Source organism: Paenibacillus sp. GCM10027630, from assembly GCF_042676305.1.
In the GTDB taxonomy this organism is placed as follows: Bacteria; Bacillota; Bacilli; order Paenibacillales; family NBRC-103111; genus Paenibacillus_S.
Genome location: NZ_JBHTGY010000060.1, coordinates 126,524 through 144,467 on the forward strand (window position 1 = coordinate 126,524; position 17,944 = coordinate 144,467).

At 44.8% G+C, this 17,944-nt stretch carries 20 protein-coding genes; 12 read left to right on the forward strand and 8 right to left on the reverse strand.

Annotation, left to right across the window (positions count from 1 at the left end):
• Window positions 1–3: 3 nt before the first annotated feature.
• Window positions 4–255: a hypothetical protein gene (locus ACFQ0C_RS30685; protein ID WP_379372489.1), complete on the reverse strand. Its 252-nt coding sequence runs from the start codon at window positions 253–255 to the stop codon at window positions 4–6.
• 384 nt (window positions 256–639) lie between these two features.
• On the opposite strand from ACFQ0C_RS30685, the gene ACFQ0C_RS30690 reads away from it, so the two are divergent.
• The 6 genes from ACFQ0C_RS30690 (at window position 640) to ACFQ0C_RS30715 (ending at window position 5,555) form a co-directional block, all read left to right on the forward strand.
• Window positions 640–879 (forward strand): hypothetical protein, encoded by a 240-nt coding sequence (locus tag ACFQ0C_RS30690; protein ID WP_379372491.1) that lies wholly within the window; start codon window positions 640–642, stop codon window positions 877–879.
• A gap of 136 nt (window positions 880–1,015) precedes the next feature.
• Window positions 1,016–1,957, forward strand: a complete 942-nt coding sequence (locus tag ACFQ0C_RS30695; protein WP_379372493.1) for an AraC family transcriptional regulator — start codon at window positions 1,016–1,018, stop codon at window positions 1,955–1,957.
• A 372-nt stretch (window positions 1,958–2,329) separates the two neighbouring features.
• Entirely contained in the window at window positions 2,330–3,226 is an 897-nt protein-coding gene (locus tag ACFQ0C_RS30700) for an SDR family oxidoreductase (RefSeq protein ID WP_379372495.1), read from the forward strand.
• A 167-nt stretch (window positions 3,227–3,393) separates the two neighbouring features.
• The gene (locus ACFQ0C_RS30705; protein WP_379372497.1) at window positions 3,394–3,564 is read left to right on the forward strand and encodes a hypothetical protein; all 171 of its coding nucleotides are present in this window, start codon (window positions 3,394–3,396) and stop codon (window positions 3,562–3,564) included.
• Window positions 3,565–3,696: 132 nt separating this feature from the next.
• Complete coding sequence (locus ACFQ0C_RS30710; RefSeq protein ID WP_379372499.1) at window positions 3,697–4,602, forward strand: helix-turn-helix domain-containing protein; 906 nt, start codon at window positions 3,697–3,699, stop codon at window positions 4,600–4,602.
• Window positions 4,603–4,757: 155 nt separating this feature from the next.
• Window positions 4,758–5,555: a phytanoyl-CoA dioxygenase family protein gene (locus ACFQ0C_RS30715; RefSeq protein WP_379372501.1), complete on the forward strand. Its 798-nt coding sequence runs from the start codon at window positions 4,758–4,760 to the stop codon at window positions 5,553–5,555.
• Between the two features lie 146 nt (window positions 5,556–5,701).
• Here the strand turns inward: ACFQ0C_RS30715 and ACFQ0C_RS30720 are convergent, their stop codons facing one another.
• Together ACFQ0C_RS30720 and ACFQ0C_RS30725 are read right to left on the reverse strand one after the other, a co-directional pair.
• Entirely contained in the window at window positions 5,702–6,142 is a 441-nt protein-coding gene (locus ACFQ0C_RS30720; protein WP_379372503.1) for an RrF2 family transcriptional regulator, read from the reverse strand.
• Window positions 6,143–6,287: 145 nt separating this feature from the next.
• Entirely contained in the window at window positions 6,288–6,941 is a 654-nt protein-coding gene (locus ACFQ0C_RS30725) for a nitroreductase family protein (protein ID WP_379372505.1), read from the reverse strand.
• Between the two features lie 240 nt (window positions 6,942–7,181).
• Between ACFQ0C_RS30725 and ACFQ0C_RS30730 the strand changes: the two genes are divergently transcribed.
• Window positions 7,182–7,454 (forward strand): autorepressor SdpR family transcription factor, encoded by a 273-nt coding sequence (locus ACFQ0C_RS30730; RefSeq protein ID WP_258214317.1) that lies wholly within the window; start codon window positions 7,182–7,184, stop codon window positions 7,452–7,454.
• Entirely contained in the window at window positions 7,451–8,095 is a 645-nt protein-coding gene (locus ACFQ0C_RS30735; protein ID WP_379372508.1) for an SdpI family protein, read from the forward strand. The genes ACFQ0C_RS30730 and ACFQ0C_RS30735 overlap by 4 nt, the downstream gene beginning before the upstream one ends.
• Before the next feature lie 130 nt (window positions 8,096–8,225).
• On the opposite strand, the gene ACFQ0C_RS30740 is transcribed toward ACFQ0C_RS30735, so the two are convergent.
• Both ACFQ0C_RS30740 and ACFQ0C_RS30745 read right to left on the reverse strand, forming a co-directional pair.
• Window positions 8,226–9,077, reverse strand: coding sequence for an aldo/keto reductase (locus tag ACFQ0C_RS30740; protein WP_379372510.1), 852 nt, complete (start codon window positions 9,075–9,077; stop codon window positions 8,226–8,228).
• Between the two features lie 83 nt (window positions 9,078–9,160).
• On the reverse strand, window positions 9,161–10,141 hold the full coding sequence (locus tag ACFQ0C_RS30745) for an aldo/keto reductase (protein ID WP_379372512.1): 981 nt from the start codon (window positions 10,139–10,141) through the stop codon (window positions 9,161–9,163).
• 182 nt (window positions 10,142–10,323) lie between these two features.
• Between ACFQ0C_RS30745 and ACFQ0C_RS30750 the strand changes: the two genes are divergently transcribed.
• Window positions 10,324–11,217, forward strand: a complete 894-nt coding sequence (locus ACFQ0C_RS30750) for an AraC family transcriptional regulator (protein WP_379372514.1) — start codon at window positions 10,324–10,326, stop codon at window positions 11,215–11,217.
• 100 nt (window positions 11,218–11,317) lie between these two features.
• Window positions 11,318–11,968 (forward strand): HAD hydrolase-like protein, encoded by a 651-nt coding sequence (locus ACFQ0C_RS30755; RefSeq protein WP_379372516.1) that lies wholly within the window; start codon window positions 11,318–11,320, stop codon window positions 11,966–11,968.
• Between the two features lie 110 nt (window positions 11,969–12,078).
• Here the strand turns inward: ACFQ0C_RS30755 and ACFQ0C_RS30760 are convergent, their stop codons facing one another.
• Together ACFQ0C_RS30760 and ACFQ0C_RS30765 are read right to left on the reverse strand one after the other, a co-directional pair.
• Window positions 12,079–12,723 carry a peroxiredoxin-like family protein gene (locus ACFQ0C_RS30760; protein ID WP_379372518.1) on the reverse strand — a complete coding sequence of 215 codons (645 nt, stop codon included), beginning with the start codon at window positions 12,721–12,723 and terminating at the stop codon, window positions 12,079–12,081.
• A 37-nt stretch (window positions 12,724–12,760) separates the two neighbouring features.
• Entirely contained in the window at window positions 12,761–14,029 is a 1,269-nt protein-coding gene (locus ACFQ0C_RS30765) for an MFS transporter (protein WP_379372520.1), read from the reverse strand.
• A 132-nt stretch (window positions 14,030–14,161) separates the two neighbouring features.
• Between ACFQ0C_RS30765 and ACFQ0C_RS30770 the strand changes: the two genes are divergently transcribed.
• Both ACFQ0C_RS30770 and ACFQ0C_RS30775 read left to right on the forward strand, forming a co-directional pair.
• The gene (locus ACFQ0C_RS30770) at window positions 14,162–14,755 is read left to right on the forward strand and encodes a TetR/AcrR family transcriptional regulator (RefSeq protein WP_379372522.1); all 594 of its coding nucleotides are present in this window, start codon (window positions 14,162–14,164) and stop codon (window positions 14,753–14,755) included.
• Between the two features lie 319 nt (window positions 14,756–15,074).
• On the forward strand, window positions 15,075–16,553 hold the full coding sequence (locus tag ACFQ0C_RS30775; protein WP_379372524.1) for an Lsa family ABC-F type ribosomal protection protein: 1,479 nt from the start codon (window positions 15,075–15,077) through the stop codon (window positions 16,551–16,553).
• 184 nt (window positions 16,554–16,737) lie between these two features.
• Here the strand turns inward: ACFQ0C_RS30775 and ACFQ0C_RS30780 are convergent, their stop codons facing one another.
• Complete coding sequence (locus ACFQ0C_RS30780) at window positions 16,738–17,616, reverse strand: DMT family transporter (RefSeq protein ID WP_379372526.1); 879 nt, start codon at window positions 17,614–17,616, stop codon at window positions 16,738–16,740.
• Between the last annotated feature and the right edge of the window lie 328 nt (window positions 17,617–17,944).

Consider the following 17,944-nt stretch of genomic DNA (forward strand, 5'->3'; position numbering starts at 1 on the left):
CATCTAAGATGACTTACGGTAAGGCCCAGTATTTGTGCTGTTTTCTTGAATCGTTGCCTGCTCAGCTTCTTTAAATAATTTACGTTGTTCCTGAACCGCATCAAGCCAAGACCAACCGTAAATAACGATGAAAATCACAAATAGGAGTGCCCCAAGCGCTTCCCACCAAAAGCTTTCTCTAACGCTTGGAAGCGCTCCCAATCCTAAAATCAATAGCGGAATAAACCAGAAAATGAGTGGCTTTTTCTCTTTCACGACGTGACCCCTTATATGTTTGTCTACTATTATTAATTGTATATTTTTCGTGATGTTATGGCGGTTTGTGTCCGTAATAGGTTCGACCAAATTGTGGTAATTATAAAACAAACAAGAGTACGCCTCCAGTCAGCTTTCTTTGGTAATGTATGATGACGAGTACGTTCCATTGGCGGGTTTTGTTAAGTTCAACCCAATTGCTAAGCTAGACGGAGAACGTTAGTTCAAATGGACGTATTAAGGAAGACACTGCTTCCTTAATACGTCCATTTTTGTATAATTTTCCAAAGGATTCGTTCTCCCTAAAATGTTGTCAAATCCTCAATACAAGGATGCTCCGTTTTTCTTCACGAAAACATCTTTATTATGTAATTGCAAATAAGGATGGATGGCAATTCAAAACATGTGATGCCGTTCGATTCAGAAGTTTACCTTGATGAAGGGCATTTCATGATTTCTGAATGTAATAACACGAACCGTCTAGAGATCTTTGTTTTTGGTCATAACGATAAAATTAATGTCATTTCAAGGTACGATAATTTAGGTAAAGGTGCCTCAGGTGCCGCGGTACAAAATATGAATCTTATGCTAGGACTTGATGAAGGAGATAGCTTGGTGAATTAAATTAGTCAGTCAGAAGAGTTCAAGGGAAATTCTAGATTGGTTGAGCTTCACATGATATCATGAGAATGGATCATAAACGAACCGCATGGTATCGATTGTCAAGATGTCTGAATACACAGGAGTTGTCTTCGAAAAGATGAGGATGCTAGATGAACATGCGGTTTCACCGGCGTTCGGGAATCTAGAGGGATCGCTTGAAGCAGAAACAGCCCGGCTGGCACGCTTGATCTACACGAATACTCCACATGATGGTGTCTTTAGCCAGCGCATCCCCGGTTTGAACATCAGTCGCTTTTCGCAAATAAATATGGACTACGTGAAAACCTTCTACTTGCCCTCTTTATTAATCGTTGCACAGGGGGCAAAGGTCGTCACGGTGGGGCAGGAGATCTATCAGTTCGGCAGTTCGCAAATGCTCATGTTCCCCGTTGCCTTAGCGATCGCTATGAATGCCACACATGCCAGCTATTCCGAACCATTCCTAGGCGTTAGGCTGGACCTCGACCCGCAAAAGATTGCTGAGCTGGTCCTGAAAGTGTATCCCCAGGGCTTGCCTCCAGCTCGTCAACGGAGCGCGAGTTACGTCACGAGCGCCGATTTGGGCATTATGGGCGCGGTGAAGAGGCTGATGGATTGTTTGCTGAGCCCCGGCGATGCTGAATTGCTTGCCCCACTCGTGATGGATGAGATTTTGATACGAGTCCTGCGCAGCCCCATCGGCGTTCACGTTGCTGAAATGGGTTTTGCGGATTCCAGCGTGCAGCGAGTTGCGAAGGCGATTGCTTGGCTCCGCGACAACTTCTCCCAGCAGATGAAGGTTGCAGACTTGGCCGAGCTGGTACACATGAGCGAGTCCTCGTTTCGCGAGCATTTTAAGTCCGTCACTTCGATGAGCCCGCTACAATACCAAAAAGCGCTGCGCCTTCATGAAGCGAGACGTCTGATGGTCTCCAGTTCAATGGATGCGACCTCTGCATGCCTGCTAGTGGGGTATGTGAGCACCTCTCAATTTAACCGAGACTACAGCCGCTTTTTCGGGAGCCCTCCAAGGAGAGACATCGCTAAATTACGTCGATAAATACAAGTGCTGGATTGATCAAACCGTATGGGATGACACAACAGCTGTCATCTTCCCTGTATCGGACTATACGGACCGAGATGCATACGCCCCCGATTATACCCTCGTACCCCGCGGCCATTAGGCTTGGCGGGTTTTCTTGTTTTACCCGCGGAATATCGGACGTCAGTTACCTTCATATTCTTTCATACGCAGTCAGAGGTCGGGAACGTTCCGGTGAATTAGGCAAGAAGCGACGCGGAACAGGCAAACATCCGGGTGAAACGCAATATATAATGAATTTAGCCTTGGGGCCGGCGGTGCTAATCGTTGATTCGCACCGTTAGTATTCAAGTAGCTCTACTATATTAACAGCTTAAGGAGGACTTCATTATGCGTGTTTTTGTCACAGGAGGGACTGGATTCGTCGGCTCCGCCATCGTGCGCGAACTAATAGGAGCAGGGCATGAGGTACTTGGCCTCGCTCGCTCGGATGAGGCCGCAGCAATGCTCGCCGCGGCCGGAGCCGCAGTGCACCAAGGCTCGCTTGATGATCTCGATAGCCTGAGGCGCGGAGCCGCTGCCTCGGATGGTGTCATCCACACCGCCTTTGTTCACGATTTCTCGAACCTTACGGCCTCCGGTGTGACAGACAGGCTCGCTATCGAGGCGCTCGGCACCGCGCTCACGGAATCTGGCCGCCCCTTAGTCTTCACCTCCGTGATCGGGCATCTAACACCAGGCCGCCTTGGGACCGAAGAAGATGCTCCCGATCCTAACTCCGCAGTGAGGCACCGCGCCGATTCGGAAGCGACAGCGCTTTCGATGGCGCTGCATGGCGTGCGAGTGTCGGTGGTGCGGCTTCCGCACTCGGTACATGGCGATGGAGACTATGGCTTCGTTCCCGCCTTGATCAATGTCGCTCGCCGCACGGGTGTCTCGGCCTATGTGGGCGATGGCGCTAACCGCTGGCCTGCCGTGCACCGTCTCGATGCTGCACGTCTTTACCGGCTGGCGCTTGAGTCGGCACCTGCGGGTGCCAAGCTGCACGCGATTGGTGAAGAGGGAGTGCCGATCCGTGATATCGCTGACGTAATCGGCCGCCGCCTGGGTGTTCCGGTGAAAAGCAAGTCATCCGAGGAAGCAGCCAACCACTTCGGTTGGTTGACGCACTTTGTTTCGGTGGACCTCCCGGCATCAAGCGCTCTGACTCGTGAACGATTCGGGTGGCAGCCTGTGCAACCAACGCTCATTCCTGACCTTGATCGGGAGCAGTATTTCACAACCTGATAATTCGGGCTGATCAGCTGAACGGAATAATATTGGAACGGGTGATCACCGTGACAGAACATGTTCGGACATTGAGCAATTCACCGAAGACACGCTATTATTTAATAACGGCCATCTTAGTCTGGTGTTCTCTTGTTGTCGTGTCTGGTATATAAGTTACTTTACCGATGGGCTCTGTACTGGCGGATGCATTTCATGCATCGCCGGCCGAAGTGGCATGGACGGAGCTCTCTTTTGCCTACGCTCTAGGCTTTCTACTGTTCGGACCTCTTTCCGATCGCGCTAACCACGAAATAAACGAAGCAGCCTTGATCCGAATCACAGTTTACCGGACATAGGCTGCTTTTTTTCACGTATCGCTCCCACTTCCCCGAAAAAGAGAAATGTTCTATCATACGAGTATGCATGATTCCGTTCTCAGCAACCATCGGATCATTATCGATGAAATAAGGTATTGGGGGGGCACCACGTTGACAAGGATCAGCAATTCCCGGTATTTCGAAAGCGCCGACTTTCCGTTCCATATCGCTCTGTATCCGTTCCGAGCAGAGGAGATGGTGGAGCCGCACTCCCATGAATTCATCGAGCTCGTCTATGTAGCGGAAGGGTCGGGCCGGCATGATTACCGCGGCGACACGTATAGGATCTACGAAGGCGACGTTTTCGTCATCGAGCCGGACGCCGAGCATTCCTATAAAGGCGGGAAGGATCCGAACCTGACAGTATACAACGTGCTGTTCGCGCCGTCGATTTTATCGAATGAGCTGCAGATGTTATCAACAGTGGATTCGTTCGTCGACTTCTTTTATGTGGAGCCGTTTCTGCGGCAGTCGGTCCAATTTCAGTCTCACCTGAATGTGGAGCCGCATGATCAGCTGGAAATGAAGCATTTGCTGGATCGAATTCTTTCCGAGTACAAAGAAAAAAAGCCGGGCTACCGCCTTCTCGTCAAAACGCGGTTGATCGAGTTGTTCGTGTTCCTAAGCCGCTGCTACGACCGGTCGCTGCATCGTCCGATGACGGTGCTCGCTCCCGAGCGAGAAGTGATGAAACGGATGGCCGAATTCATCGAAACGCATCATGCCCGCCCGCTATCGCTCGATCAGGTCAGCAGATTGTGCAGCATGAGCCAGTCGTCGTTCACTGCCAAATTCAAGCAGCATATCGGCAAAACGTTCATCGAATACCGCAACGAAGCGCGCATCGCCATGGCGAAAAAGCTGCTGCTCTCCTCAGACGCCGGTACTTTACAGATCGCCGGGCAGGTCGGCTTCGACGACCTAAGTTTTTTCAACAAAGTGTTCAAGCAGTTGGTAGGTGTTACGCCTGGGCAATTTCGCAGGGCGGCGAAAGCAGAAGGCGGAAACAGCGGATAATCGGCTGGCGACGTCAAGGCCACCGCGTTTCGGTACTGTCTCTTCGGGAGAGGTGGCCCTCGGGATGGCGGATCGGCGTGTTTTTTTGGCAAATTAGCCAAGATGCGCTGCACTTCCGCATTGTACATTGGTATCAAACGAAAGGAGTGATTCCAATGTATGACACCTTTGAGCCGAAGAGCCTGCTTCCGCAGGAAAAAATCGAGTTTTACCGCAAAAACGGCTTCGTTCAAATCCACAACGTACTCACGGCTGACGAGCTGGAGGAATTGCGCGACTACATGGACGAAGCGATGAATTCTGCCCAAGGCATGTCCACGCAGACGGATCAAAAAGGGGGATCTTACTACCGTGTGCTGAATCAGCGGGTTAATATTTGGCGAGATCATGCCGGCATGGCCAAATATACAGCGCATTCGCGCTTTGCGGAAATGGCTAGGCAATTGGTCGGCGCAAGCGGCATCAGGCTGTTTCATGATCACGCCCTACTGAAAATGCCCGGTGATTCGAAGCCAACCCCTTGGCACCAGGACTTGACGTATTGGCCGATGAACGAAACCGGCGCACTGTCGATATGGATTACGCTCGATGACGTGGACGAGCGCAATGGCTGCATGATGTTCATACCGGGCTCGCGCAGCATAGGCAAGCTGAACCCGATCAGTCTCGTCGATCCGCAGGATATCTTCGAATATACGAAAGGGACCGAACACGAGCATACAAAGCCGGTTATCGTCCGCATGAAGGCGGGAAGCTGCACGTTCCACGACGGTCTGACGTTCCACTACGCTCATGCGAACGTCACCGACAATCCGCGCCGGGTGCTCGCCATCATCTACATGACCGACGGCACGACGTACAGCGGCAAGTCGCATACGATTACGAACGGCCTCGGTCTTGTCGTGGGTGAGCCGATCCGCGGCGGTCTGTTTCCACTGCTCGCGCGGGCTTAAGTCGAAGTTTGAACAACAGCAGGAGCAGCTGCCGCGGCAGCAGTTCCTGTTTTCATTAAGCGGGCAGTTTAGCGCGGGGGATAATTCTCTACCCATGCTCGATAAAAAAAATCCGTGCAGTGCACGGATGTATCGGAACTTATAATTCAACTATTATCGCATAATGGAATGCGCGTCATCATGTCGGCTATCGTAAATTGACGAAGATACTCAATCGTTTGCTGCTCCGCATCGAATAATATAGTGACGAGCATAGAATCCAACTGCTTGTCGGCCTCGCTGCAATTATCATTGTCTTCCAGCTCCGCACATTCGGCTTTGAGCGCGACGTAGACGTCAGCCAACGTAATTTCACTGGCCGATTTGCCGAGTGCGTAACCACCGTCTCTGCCTTCTCTTGCTTCTACCATCCCCGACTGAGTTAAAACCTGAAGAACTCTACGTAAAAAAGTCGCATGTGAATTAACCTGGCAAGCGATCGCCGAACTGGGTAAAAGCTTCTCACTTCGGGCCAGCCACACCAATGCATGTACAGCAATTACGAAACGGCGAGGTCCTATAGGTATCCCCCGATTCGTCATACCCATGTCGTTCACTCCTTATTATAAATCGCTCTACGATATCTTGGTGTGATGTTGTTGTACTATTTTATCTTGTTTCGTAAGCTCATTATAATAGTTTTCGAGGAGTTGAACAACAAGCTGGACCAGTGTTCAACTATGCACCCAACGTTTACACTTCTTCTGGAATTGCATTCCAGAAGGTGACTTCCTCCACTGGCAGGCGCACCGTTTTATGGGCCTCCTGAGCCGCTTTTCCGACTGCAATCAGCATGACAACGGAGTAGCGATCGGAAATATGAAATGCGCTTCTAAGGGATTTTTCATCGTAACCGCCCATTGGAACCGTATCGTAGCCTCTTGCTTTGGCCGAAAGCATAAATTGCATCGAGACGAGACTGCCGTCGATTAGTGATGCGCGTTTAACGACTTCAGACGTAGGGTCCGCGTAAAATCTGCGCAAATTTTGCAGCATTTGTTCTTTGGCCTCTTCGCTCATATAGCCGGCGTCTACCGCCGCGCTGTAAATTTGCTCCGCTTTATCAATTCCCTGCAAATCGCCCAGAATAGCTACGACTGCCGAAGCCTGGACCACTTGTTCCTGATTGTACGCTATCGGCAGCAGCTTTTTTTTAAGCTCCGAATCATCGATAACAAGGAACCGCCAAGGCTGCACGTTAGCGCCCGAGGGAGCGAGGGTAGCTTCTTGCAAAAGTTCTGTCATTTCTTCCTTGGAAATAGTCCAGCTCGCATCATATTTTCTTACGGAATGACGATCCCTTACAACATCTGCAAATAAAACCGCTTGCCCAACTTGAATAGACATATAACTCTCCATCCTTCCGAATTTGGATATGCGCTCTTTTATCAACGAACCGCCGTATCACGGCCAGAATGTTAACTGCGCATTTATAAGCACAGTATATGTCATAACTGCAATCGTGTCAAACACAGTATAATCTTACTTTTCTGATAAATGTTTATTGACGTCAAATCAATCTATGTGTACTATGTAATTAGACATTTAGAAATTTATCTAAATATTGAAATATGGTGGTGATATGTTGTGAATGACGCTTTTAAAGCATTATCGGATCCGACTCGTCGGCAAATCTTACAGTTGTTACGGGACAAAAGTATGAGTCCCGGGGAGATATCGGAACATTTCCAGATTAGCAAGCCGAGCATATCTCATCACTTGAACTTGCTCAAGCAGGCAGGTTTGGTCTTAGACGAACGGCATGGGCAAAACATTATTTATACGCTGCATACGACAGTAGTAGAAGATGTCATAGGATGGATGTTCAATATTATTAACAAAAGTGAGGATGAAAAATGATGAAAATAATGAGAGAAATCTTTCTTATTTTGCTCAGCATTTCGCCGGCTGTCGGGGCATTGATTTTTTACAACCAGCTTCCAGAAACGATGGCTACACACTTTGGTATGAATAACGAAGTGAACGGTACCATGAGCAGAGGAATGCTAATCATCACGCTTATATTGCTTGGTCTAATACCGGTAATAATCCGTGTTTTACGTTTCGTCGACCCCAAGAGAGCAAATTACGAACAATTTTCTAAAGCGTTTGAAGTATCTCGCGTCGGTGTTACTGTACTGATAACGGTGGTAGGTTGGACGATCATTGCCTACAACCTAGGAAATCATGTCGACATAACTAAGGTGGCCATGGTTGTTGTAGGGCTGTTTTTCGCGATCATGGGCAATTACTTGACCCAGGTTAAGCATAATTATATGTTTGGAATACGAACACCGTGGACGCTGGCTAATGAAGAAATATGGAGGAAAACCCATAGGCTAGCAGGCCCACTAATGATGATCGGTGGGATAATTTCCGTGATATCTTCGTTCTTAAGCGGTTCAGCAGCAGTTATCGTATTCATAATAGCGATTGCAGCTGCATCTATAATTCCTGTGTTTTACTCTTATATGTTATACACTCGCAACAGAGTCAAATGATGCAGTTACCTGGAGATTGCAAACGAAATAGGGAGCAGATTGCCTAAGCATCTGCTACATTTTTTAAGGCTATTGTTAAATTAATGAGTTCATTTTTTGTAATCACAACCTGCCGTTTTTCGAAAGATGGTTAGATATCGAGTTTCCGGGTACCGATCCATTTCACCATTTCAGGATCGCGATGTGAAAAGAACAGGCTCTCTTTCGTATCTAACGTAGTAATCGACTCCATATCCTCTTGATTTAATTCAAAATCAAAGATATTGAAGTTTTCGATAATTCTTTCTTTACGAACAGATTTTGGAATTACAACGACTTCTCTTTGTGTCAACCAACGTAATACCACCTGAGCAACGGATTTATTATACTTTCCAGCTATGGATGCCAATACCTCATTGTGGAACAAGCTATTTCTTCCTTCAGCAAAAGGCGCCCAGGACTCAATCTGAACATTGTTTTCTTTCATGAATTTTGCACTTTCGATTTGCTGGTTGAAAGGGTGCGTTTCAACCTGGTTTACGGCAGGAACTACTTCATTATGAAGTATCAAATCTATTAAACGATCCGTCTGGAAGTTACTAACGCCAATTGCACGGACTTTTCCTTCACGATACAATTCCTCCATAGCCCGCCAAGAGCCATATACATCGCCAAATGGCTGATGAATTAAGTACAAATCCAAATAATCGAGTTGCAATCTTTCCAGTGATTTATGAAATGCTTTTTTTGTACTCTCATAACCAGCATCCTGAACCCAAAGCTTCGTAGTGATAAATAATTCATCTCTTGCAACGCTACTCCGTTTGATCGCTCTGCCAACTGCGTCTTCATTTAGATAAGAGGCAGCTGTATCAATCAGCCGATAACCTGCAATAATAGCCTCATAAACGCTGTGTTCACATTCATTTTTCTCTGCAATCTGATAAACACCAAAACCGAGAATAGGCATCTCAACACCATTGTTCAAAATTACTTTTTGCATCTAAAATCCTCCGGTTTTTTAATATTATTTGTAAATTATCTGATCTTATCCGTATGAGGATTTGTTCCCAAGAATGCCAAAGATTAAATCGCACCAACTACGGGATGGGGAACATACGGCTCTTCCAATGACGAAATTTCTTCAGATGTTAACGTAATCGATAGAGCACCTATGGCTTCTTCGAGCTGAGACACCTTCGTAGCACCGATAATAGGAGCTGAGACAGGTTCTTTCTGAAGCAACCAAGCAAGTGCGATATGAATACGGGGAACGCCATGTTTTTCTGCGATTGCTGCAACACGCTCCACGATCAATCGATCCGTATTTGCTGTCGCATCGTATTTATTTTTTTGCATTTGATCGGTTTCAGAACGAAGCGTTGTTTCCGACCAATCACGTGTCAATCTTCCTGATGCAAGCGGGCTATATGGAATCACACCGATTTTTTCTACCTTGCAAAGCGGCAGCATCTCTCTCTCCTCTTCACGATATATGAGGTTCAAATGATTCTGCATCGACACAAACCGGGTCCATCCATTTTTCTCGGCTACATGTAGCGCTTTGAGAAACTGCCATGCGTACATGGCAGAAGCACCAATATATCTTGCCTTACCGGCTTTCACAACATCATGCAACGCTTCCATGGTTTCTTCAATGGGAGTATTGTAATCCCAGCGGTGGATTTGATAGAGGTCAACATAATCGGTTTCCAGTCTCATAAGACTCTTATCAATCTCACTCATGATTGCTTTTCGTGAAAGTCCTGCGCCATTTGGACCTTGATGCATACGTCCATGCACCTTTGTCGCGAGGACAATTTCATCCCGATTCGCATAACTCTTTAGAGCCCGTCCAATAATTTCCTCACTAGTTCCGTCTGCATACACATTCGCAGTATCGAAAAAATTGATACCTAATTCAAGGGCTTTTTTTATGATAGGACGACTGTGCTCCTCATCAAGAATCCATGGATGATGCCACCGCACTGCTACACCAAAGCTCATACAGCCGAGACAAATCCGGGATACATCCAAGCCGGTATTTCCAAGTTTCACATATTCCATTTGTCGATACGCTCCTTTGTTTCCTTTTGTTAAAGGGTTATAGCCTTATTATGCAACAGATGAAAAAGTGAGCGTTATCCCATTCATGTCAAATGATTGCCTAATCCTCTCACTACACTTATGTAACTGATGAATATGGATTATAATCGAACTATAAGGAATGACGGAACAAGGGGGATCTTATGTCTGAAATAATAACCAAACAGCAGAATGAACTTGCCAAACTAATTGAGCGGTATTCAGTCCAGGACGGTGTTCACTCAACGGCCATTCCGAATTTATTTTTCATACGTCGCTCAAAATTGACCGGACCAAGTTACGGAATGTATAAACCTTCCTTATGCATTGTGGTTCAAGGGGCGAAGGAGGTATGGCTGGCACAGGAGCGCTTCAAGTACGATCCCGCAGATTATCTTATTGCATCAGTTGACTTGCCGGTTACTGCCCAAGTCACGGAAGCTTCTTCCGACATTCCGTATTTGGGTTTTAGACTTGAATTTACGGCGAGTGAAATCTTAGAGGTTTTAAGGGACTCTGAAATTCGAATCACCCCTAAAGGAAATGCTGAGCGAGCTATGTTTGTCGGTCAGATGGAGTTACCTATAATGGATTCAATATTCAGATTTGCACGTTTACTAGACAATCCGAAAGACATTCCGTTCCTTGCTCCTATCTACACAAAGGAAATTCTATTCAGGCTTCTGCAAGGGCAGTATGGAGCTGCGCTGTCGCAAATCGCATTGGAAGGAAGCGGCACCTATGGAATCAGGGACGCTATAGAACAAATTAGCAATAACTATGACAAGCCTTTGCGTATTGAAGAGCTTGCAGAAATAGCCAGTATGAGTATTTCCTCATTTCACAGACACTTTAAAGAGGTAACGGCTATGAGCCCTATTCAGTTTCAAAAGCAGCTGCGATTGCAGGAAGCACGTCGCCTATTATTAACCGAATCAGCAGATGCTGCTGATGTGGCTTTTCGAGTAGGCTATGAAAGCCCCTCGCAATTCAGCCGCGAATATTCTCGCATGTTTGGCTTTCCGCCTAGGCAAGATATAAAGCGCCTAAGAGCATAAAAAGGTGGACTGAATAATGAAAGGGTCGTTTTGGGAAGCGAATTATAATAGTATCCAATGTAAAATCATACTTAATTAATCCGGGATAGGAGAGAAAAGAATGCCAGGAGCAGTCATTTTCGATATGGATGGAACGCTGTTTCAAACAAACAAAATCTTGGAAATATCCCTCGAAGAAACGTTTGCCTATTTGAGGTCGCTTCATGAATGGTCGAGCGAAACACCAACTCAAAAATATCGTGAGATTATGGGGGTTCCTTTACCAGTAGTATGGGAAACGTTATTGCCGGATCATTCAAACGTACTCAGGCAAAGCGCAAACGAATTTTTCCACGAGAAGTTAATTGCAAACATTAATAATGGCTGCGGCGCCCTATATCCTCATGTCTATGAGGTTTTCGGTTACTTGAAACAGGCTGGCTGTTCCATCTTTATTGCAAGTAATGGGCTAACCGAATATCTGAATGCCATCGTAAGTTATTACAAGCTGGATAATTGGGTGACAGAAACCTTCAGTATCCAACAGATACAAACCCAGAATAAGGCTGATTTAGTATGCCATATTTTAGAAAAATATCACATCGTCAATGCTGCAGTAGTCGGCGACAGGCTCTCTGATATTAATGCCGCAAAAAACAATGGTTTGATGGCGATCGGCTGCCGATTTGACTTTGCCCAAGAAGACGAGCTAGCACAAGCGGATGCTATCATTGATGACTTACTTGAATTGAGAACGCTATTAAAACTGTAGCTGCTTCCCAGCTTCATTCAACAGAGGCAATGCCAAAGAGAAACTGAATCTTTGAAAAAGGTTCGGTTTCTCTTTATTTGACCCCGCGCAAGCGGCTTTTCATGCTGCTCTCAGAGCTTCTGCAATTGCTCAAGAATTTCCTGAGGCTCCATCCGCTTCATGAAGTCCGGATTGACGTACGTTCGACGGATGCTCCCGTCCTTGTCGATAATATATGTCGCAGGAATTGGCAGCACCCAGCGATCGCATGCATTGAACTCAGTGAGATCCAGACGGAATGTATTAGTGAAAACATTTTGAATGGAATTAGGCATTTGGAACAAAATCTGATAACTAGCAGCGACACGACCATTCGGATCGCTCAGCACTTGGAAGGCAAGCTTCTCCCTCTCCTTATGAGATAAAGAGTTGTCGGGGCTTTGCGGAGTGACGGCAATTAGCTGGCCCCCTAGCTTCTCAATCTCCGGTAGAATCTGCTGGTAAGCCCGCAGCTGGATATTGCAGAAGGGGCACCAGCTGCCGCGATAGAAGGTCAAGACAACCGGTCCTTTTACAAGCTCGTCGTACAGGATCACTTGATCGTTAAGAGGATTGTTTAGCATAAAATTGGGGGCTTTGTCGCCTTCCTTCAAACCTAACGTGATACCGGATTGTTGTTGTTCCCTAATATGTCGAAAAATTTCTGATTGCACTTCTTCAGGTGCGTTCGCGATAAAAGCTTTCTTTGATTGATCCAATTGTTCTCTCATCGACATTATGCAGCTCTCCTCCAAAAATAATAGATGCTTCACTCTAATTGTGTATCGCAGAGGCGTTCACATTATGAAATCGGATGCTTCGTTTCAGGGCTGTATACAAGAACAAATAACCGAGTGTCATGAGAGTGCAGATTAAGACATCAACACCGATCAGCACCTGGTAATTATTAAAGTAATCGAAGGAAATCCCGCCTATCAACGCACCGAGTATGCCTCCCCCTTGATGAAAAAGAAGGAGAAAGCCAGTTTGTTTGCCATTTCCTTTTGAAAATTCATTGGCGATCAGCAGTCCACCTGGAATAGCGCTCAAATAAGTAATACCGAAGGCGATGGCAAATAGGACAGGTGACCAATCTACATGTATAAAGAGGAAAGCAAATCCCAAAATGCGTATGCCGTACAAAATGGTCATCATAACAAACTTATTAACTCTGTCCAAAAAATAGCCGAAAATGAGCGATCCCGTAATTTCCATAACCCCCAGCACACTCATGGATAATGCTATCATGCTCGGCGACACATTCACCGACTGATGGATGGCGACCAAATTCATCTCTACAGTCCCCATATTGAAGCCACAAGTGAACAGTGCGCAGGCAACGACAATGAATATAGGCAGAGGTGCGGCTATTCCTTTGAACAAAGGACGGGTTGCTTTCGGTATTGCTTGGTCGTCCAATGTAATGATCTCATTCTCCTGCACTTTATCTGCTTTGTTATCCTTCAGCTCAAACCCCTTAATGCCAAAGCAAATGGTAGGCAAGGTTACGATAATACCTAGGACAAATGAGGTTAGGAAGGCATCTTTCCAGGTCAGCCAGCTCGAGGAAACGAAAATCGGTGTGCTGATCGCCAATCCTACAGAAGAGGCGCTCGCTAACAGTGACGTAGCCTTGGCCCGATGATGCTGAAACCATTTAAACATCAACATATAGGTAGTGGACGTTCCAATACCGACGAACCCGGAGATAACCCCATATCCAATAAAGAAGATGATAGGATGATGTCCCAGTATGACGGTGCCAGTTCCTATAGTACCTATGATTGCGCTGACCAGCATTACTTTTTTGGGCCCGTAACGATCGACAAGCCATCCTCCCAGAGGTGCGCATAAGGCTGTAATGAGCAGGTTGGTAGACCATGCCATCGAAATGAATCCTCTGCTGATCTCCAAATCCTCTGAAATCTGAACCTGAAAATAAGCCATAGTAAACCGGGTCAGTGCGCCAATAAAGCCGATTATCCAAAGTGAACCTAATCCAATCCATGCATAGCGGGGTTCCTTAAACCATGTTGTACCCATTGCAAGCTCCTCTCACACAATAAAGATACCGATCGGTATCTTTATTGTAGCATAACCGCTTACCTTTTCAATAGATCAATTTCATTTGTTATAATGAAATTATTATTTTACGTGGGTAAGGGGGAATTGATTATGCGAAAAGGAGAAAACACCCGCAAGCATATCATCGCTAAGGCTGCTGAGCTTTTTAACCAAAAAGGGTATTCAGGCTCATCCTTGTCCGATATTACAGAAGTAACAGATATTAAGAAAGGCGGTATCTATCGCCACTTTACCAGTAAGGATGAAATTGCTCTTGAGGCATACAGCTATGCAGGCAGCGTAGTTGGGGGGAAAATTAACGATGCAGTCAATCAGCAAGAAACAGCTATTGGCAAGCTGTTGGCTTATTTACGTGTATACGAAAACGTGGTTGAAGCGCCGCCTTTTATCGGAGGATGCCCACTCCTTAATCTGGCTACCGAAAGTGATGACGCTCATCCGATCTTACGCCAAAGAGCCCAGCAGGGTCTGGAAGGTACGCTGGACAACATGAAAGCGATAATCTCCGAAGGTATCCGAAGCGGTGAGTTCAATGCTGCCATCGATATCGATGCTTTAGCTACATTCACACTTTCCGTCATGGAAGGCGGCATTATGATGAGCAAGCTGGAAGGTAGCAACCGGCATATCCGGATGAATATCGAAAGCTTCTCGACTTATTTAAAAGAAGTATGCTTACGCTGAAGGATCTGGATGGAAACGCGAACGAGCCTGGGAATTGAAATTAATAAATGGGTATGATAAGATATCTTTAACTTAATGATTGGAGCTGAAAAGTATAATGTAATTTTTCTTGCAAATATATAAAAAAATAAAACGGTAAAAGCGATATTTTTTTCGCATGTTTTATTCTTTATATGCAAGAAAGTTACTCTATCTTTTCACTCAAACCATATGTCCTTATCTAACCCAATTATTTGGGTTGGTTTTGCTGTATGTTATTTGAGCTACAAGAAGTAACTTTCTTGTAGCTTTTATATTTTTCATACAGGAGGATATTTTCATGTCACAAATAAATGTTACGAACCTGACGTTTGCCTATGAGGGCAGTTACGATAACATATTTGAAAACGTTAGTTTTCAAATCGATACCGATTGGAAATTAGGATTTACGGGAAGAAACGGTAGAGGTAAGACAACCTTTCTCAACTTGTTGCTTGGAAAATATGAATACAGCGGAAATATTTCTGCCAATGTCAGTTTTGAATATTTCCCTTTCCATGTCGAAAACAAAGAGAATAATACGATTGATGTAATCAACGATCTATTTCCTGACTATCTTCATTGGAAATTAATGCGTGAACTTTCATTGTTAAAGGTCTCTGAGGATGTTTTGTACAGACCCTTCGATTCATTGTCTAATGGAGAGCAAACGAAAGTGCTGCTTGCTACTTTATTTATCAAGGAAAATAGTTTTCTGTTAATTGATGAACCGACCAATCATCTAGACATGCAAGCAAGAAAACTTGTCAGTGATTATCTAAATAGCAAAAGCGGATATATTTTGGTATCTCACGACAGATCATTTCTTGATAACTGTGTAGACCACATTCTTTCAATCAATAAGACCAACATAGAAATTCAAAAAGGTAATTTTTCGAGCTGGTGGGAAAACAAAAAGAGACAAGACGGTTTTGAGCTGGCAGAGAACGAAAAACTTAGAAAAGATATTAAACGCTTGTCGGATTCAGCTAAACGGACGGGCAATTGGTCGCATGAAGTGGAAAAAACAAAAAACGGAACAAGAAATTCCGGTTCCAAGGTAGATAAAGGATATATTGGCCACAAGGCTGCTAAAATGATGAAGCGTTCTAAAGCAATTGAGCAAAGACAGCAATCGGCTATTGATGAAAAATCCAAACTCCTTAGAAATATCGAAAGCTCTGACAGCTTGGAGATTTCGCAGCTTGCTTTTCATAAAAACCAACTTGCTGAACTTGAACATGTATCGATTTTTTACGGTGATAAGATAGTTTGTGCAGATCTAAGCTTTTCTATTAAGCAAGGTGAGCGGGTTGCTCTTTCAGGTATAAACGGCTCCGGAAAATCAAGTATCATCAAGCTTATTTGCGGCGAGGATATAAACTATACAGGCACCTTCAGGAAGGATAGTCAGTTGGAAATATCCTATGTTTCACAGGACACATCCCATCTTCAAGGCAATTTATCTGACTATGCTGCAGACAACGGGATAGATGAAAGTCTTTTTAAATCGATTTTAAGAAAGCTTGATTTCTCCAGAGTTCAATTTGAAAAGGATATTTCAGCGTTTAGCGGAGGACAGAAGAAGAAAGTACTGATTGCAAAAAGTCTTAGCGAGAAAGTTCATTTGCATATTTGGGATGAGCCGCTTAATTTTATCGATGTTATTTCTCGCATGCAAATTGAAGAATTGCTGCTTGAATACTCGCCAACCATTCTTTTTGTGGAGCATGACAAGGAATTTTGCCAAAATGTTGCAACAAAGATCGTTGAACTTTAAGAACCTTGATCCCCATTAGTTTCTCGCTAAATTTAAGCTTAATCAATGGACAGAATTCAGATTTTCTCTGAAATTCTGTCCATTCTTTTTTTCGTCCAACAATGTATCAAATCACTTATTATGGCTGGTAATCATCGGCTGCAGGATTAATTGGGCCTTGAGTGACAGCGCCTTCTATTTTAATCTATTTTCCTTCTTTAATTACTAATAGAACACCGCTTAATATAAGGATGGAGCCTACTCCAAATGATAAGCCGAGCGTTTCTCCTAAAATAAGCCATCCAAGAAATGTTCCTACTAAAGGTTGAAAAAAGAAAAATAATCCTCCACTTGATGCATTAAGAAGTTGAAGTCCACGATTCCAAAGTAAAAATGCAGCAGCGGTAGAAATGATTCCTAAATACAAGAGTCCGCCCCAAATGGAGGGATGAGCCAGTTGATGAATATTAATTTCATGTAACCGACCTATAACCAATGGGGTCAATACAATGATAGCAACCAAGGTTGAATAAGTCGTCACAACGATTTGTGAATAATGTCCTGGAACGCACTTGATCATAACCGACATGAGCGCCCAAGCTAGTGCTGCTACAATCAATGAAATACCGCCCAGTTGATTGGATCCTTCAATATGCCCGGTTCCACCCATTATAATTAGTACGCCTATTGTAGCTGAACCAACTGATAGGCCCTTCCTCAGGCTCAAACGCTCTTTTAGGAGCAGACGAGCAAAAATTACCATAAATGCGGGTGTAGAAGATGTGATGATGGCCCCCATTTGTGCAGAAGAAAGCATGGTGCCTATTTCTTGGGTAACGATAGAAATAGTGTTGCCAATGATTCCGATTAAGACAATTAATAAAATATGACGCCGATGGATCTTCCAGGATTGTCTTGTAGCTACACCAACTGCAAACAGGGCTACAATGGCTATTAAATAACGCATCCATACCAATTCCAAAGGTGGAATGACCTGTATAACAACTTTAACGACAACGTACATGCCACCCCAAATGCTGGCAGCTAAAGCTAAATATATAGAGCCTAACCATGTTTTGTTCACTAGAATACCCCTCCGTTTAAATTAGGTAGGAAATACCCCTAACGGAGAGAAGCTGTGACCCTATCTCCATTAAGAGTATAAGGGTTCAGTAGGTACATCATTTTCGAATAGTGCTGTCCAATACATAGGATCTCACCTCTGTTATAAATGTTTATAGCCTACATGGTTTTTAAGTATAAATCAATAGTCTGAAATTTCCAAAAAAGTGAGCTTGAATTAAAATAAGCAGAGGATGCCGCCGTGGACACAAGATAGAGAAGGTGATATCCTATTTTGAGGTAGATTTGTCGAAATAGCCCATCGGGCGACCCGACAGTCATTCGATATA

Coding starts and splice junctions, on each gene's coding strand:
- ACFQ0C_RS30700 (WP_379372495.1), top strand. CDS start 2,330: ATGCGTGTTTTTGTCACAGGAGGGACTGGATTCGTCGGCTCCGCCATC.
- ACFQ0C_RS30735 (WP_379372508.1), top strand. CDS start 7,451: ATGATGAAAATAATGAGAGAAATCTTTCTTATTTTGCTCAGCATTTCG.
- ACFQ0C_RS30695 (WP_379372493.1), top strand. CDS start 1,016: ATGAGGATGCTAGATGAACATGCGGTTTCACCGGCGTTCGGGAATCTA.
- ACFQ0C_RS30720 (WP_379372503.1), bottom strand. CDS start 6,142: ATGGGTATGACGAATCGGGGGATACCTATAGGACCTCGCCGTTTCGTA.
- ACFQ0C_RS30745 (WP_379372512.1), bottom strand. CDS start 10,141: ATGGAATATGTGAAACTTGGAAATACCGGCTTGGATGTATCCCGGATT.
- ACFQ0C_RS30755 (WP_379372516.1), top strand. CDS start 11,318: ATGCCAGGAGCAGTCATTTTCGATATGGATGGAACGCTGTTTCAAACA.
- ACFQ0C_RS30765 (WP_379372520.1), bottom strand. CDS start 14,029: ATGGGTACAACATGGTTTAAGGAACCCCGCTATGCATGGATTGGATTA.
- ACFQ0C_RS30775 (WP_379372524.1), top strand. CDS start 15,075: ATGTCACAAATAAATGTTACGAACCTGACGTTTGCCTATGAGGGCAGT.
- ACFQ0C_RS30715 (WP_379372501.1), top strand. CDS start 4,758: ATGTATGACACCTTTGAGCCGAAGAGCCTGCTTCCGCAGGAAAAAATC.
- ACFQ0C_RS30725 (WP_379372505.1), bottom strand. CDS start 6,941: ATGTCTATTCAAGTTGGGCAAGCGGTTTTATTTGCAGATGTTGTAAGG.
- ACFQ0C_RS30750 (WP_379372514.1), top strand. CDS start 10,324: ATGTCTGAAATAATAACCAAACAGCAGAATGAACTTGCCAAACTAATT.
- ACFQ0C_RS30705 (WP_379372497.1), top strand. CDS start 3,394: ATGGGCTCTGTACTGGCGGATGCATTTCATGCATCGCCGGCCGAAGTG.
- ACFQ0C_RS30770 (WP_379372522.1), top strand. CDS start 14,162: ATGCGAAAAGGAGAAAACACCCGCAAGCATATCATCGCTAAGGCTGCT.
- ACFQ0C_RS30760 (WP_379372518.1), bottom strand. CDS start 12,723: ATGTCGATGAGAGAACAATTGGATCAATCAAAGAAAGCTTTTATCGCG.
- ACFQ0C_RS30690 (WP_379372491.1), top strand. CDS start 640: ATGGATGGCAATTCAAAACATGTGATGCCGTTCGATTCAGAAGTTTAC.
- ACFQ0C_RS30740 (WP_379372510.1), bottom strand. CDS start 9,077: ATGCAAAAAGTAATTTTGAACAATGGTGTTGAGATGCCTATTCTCGGT.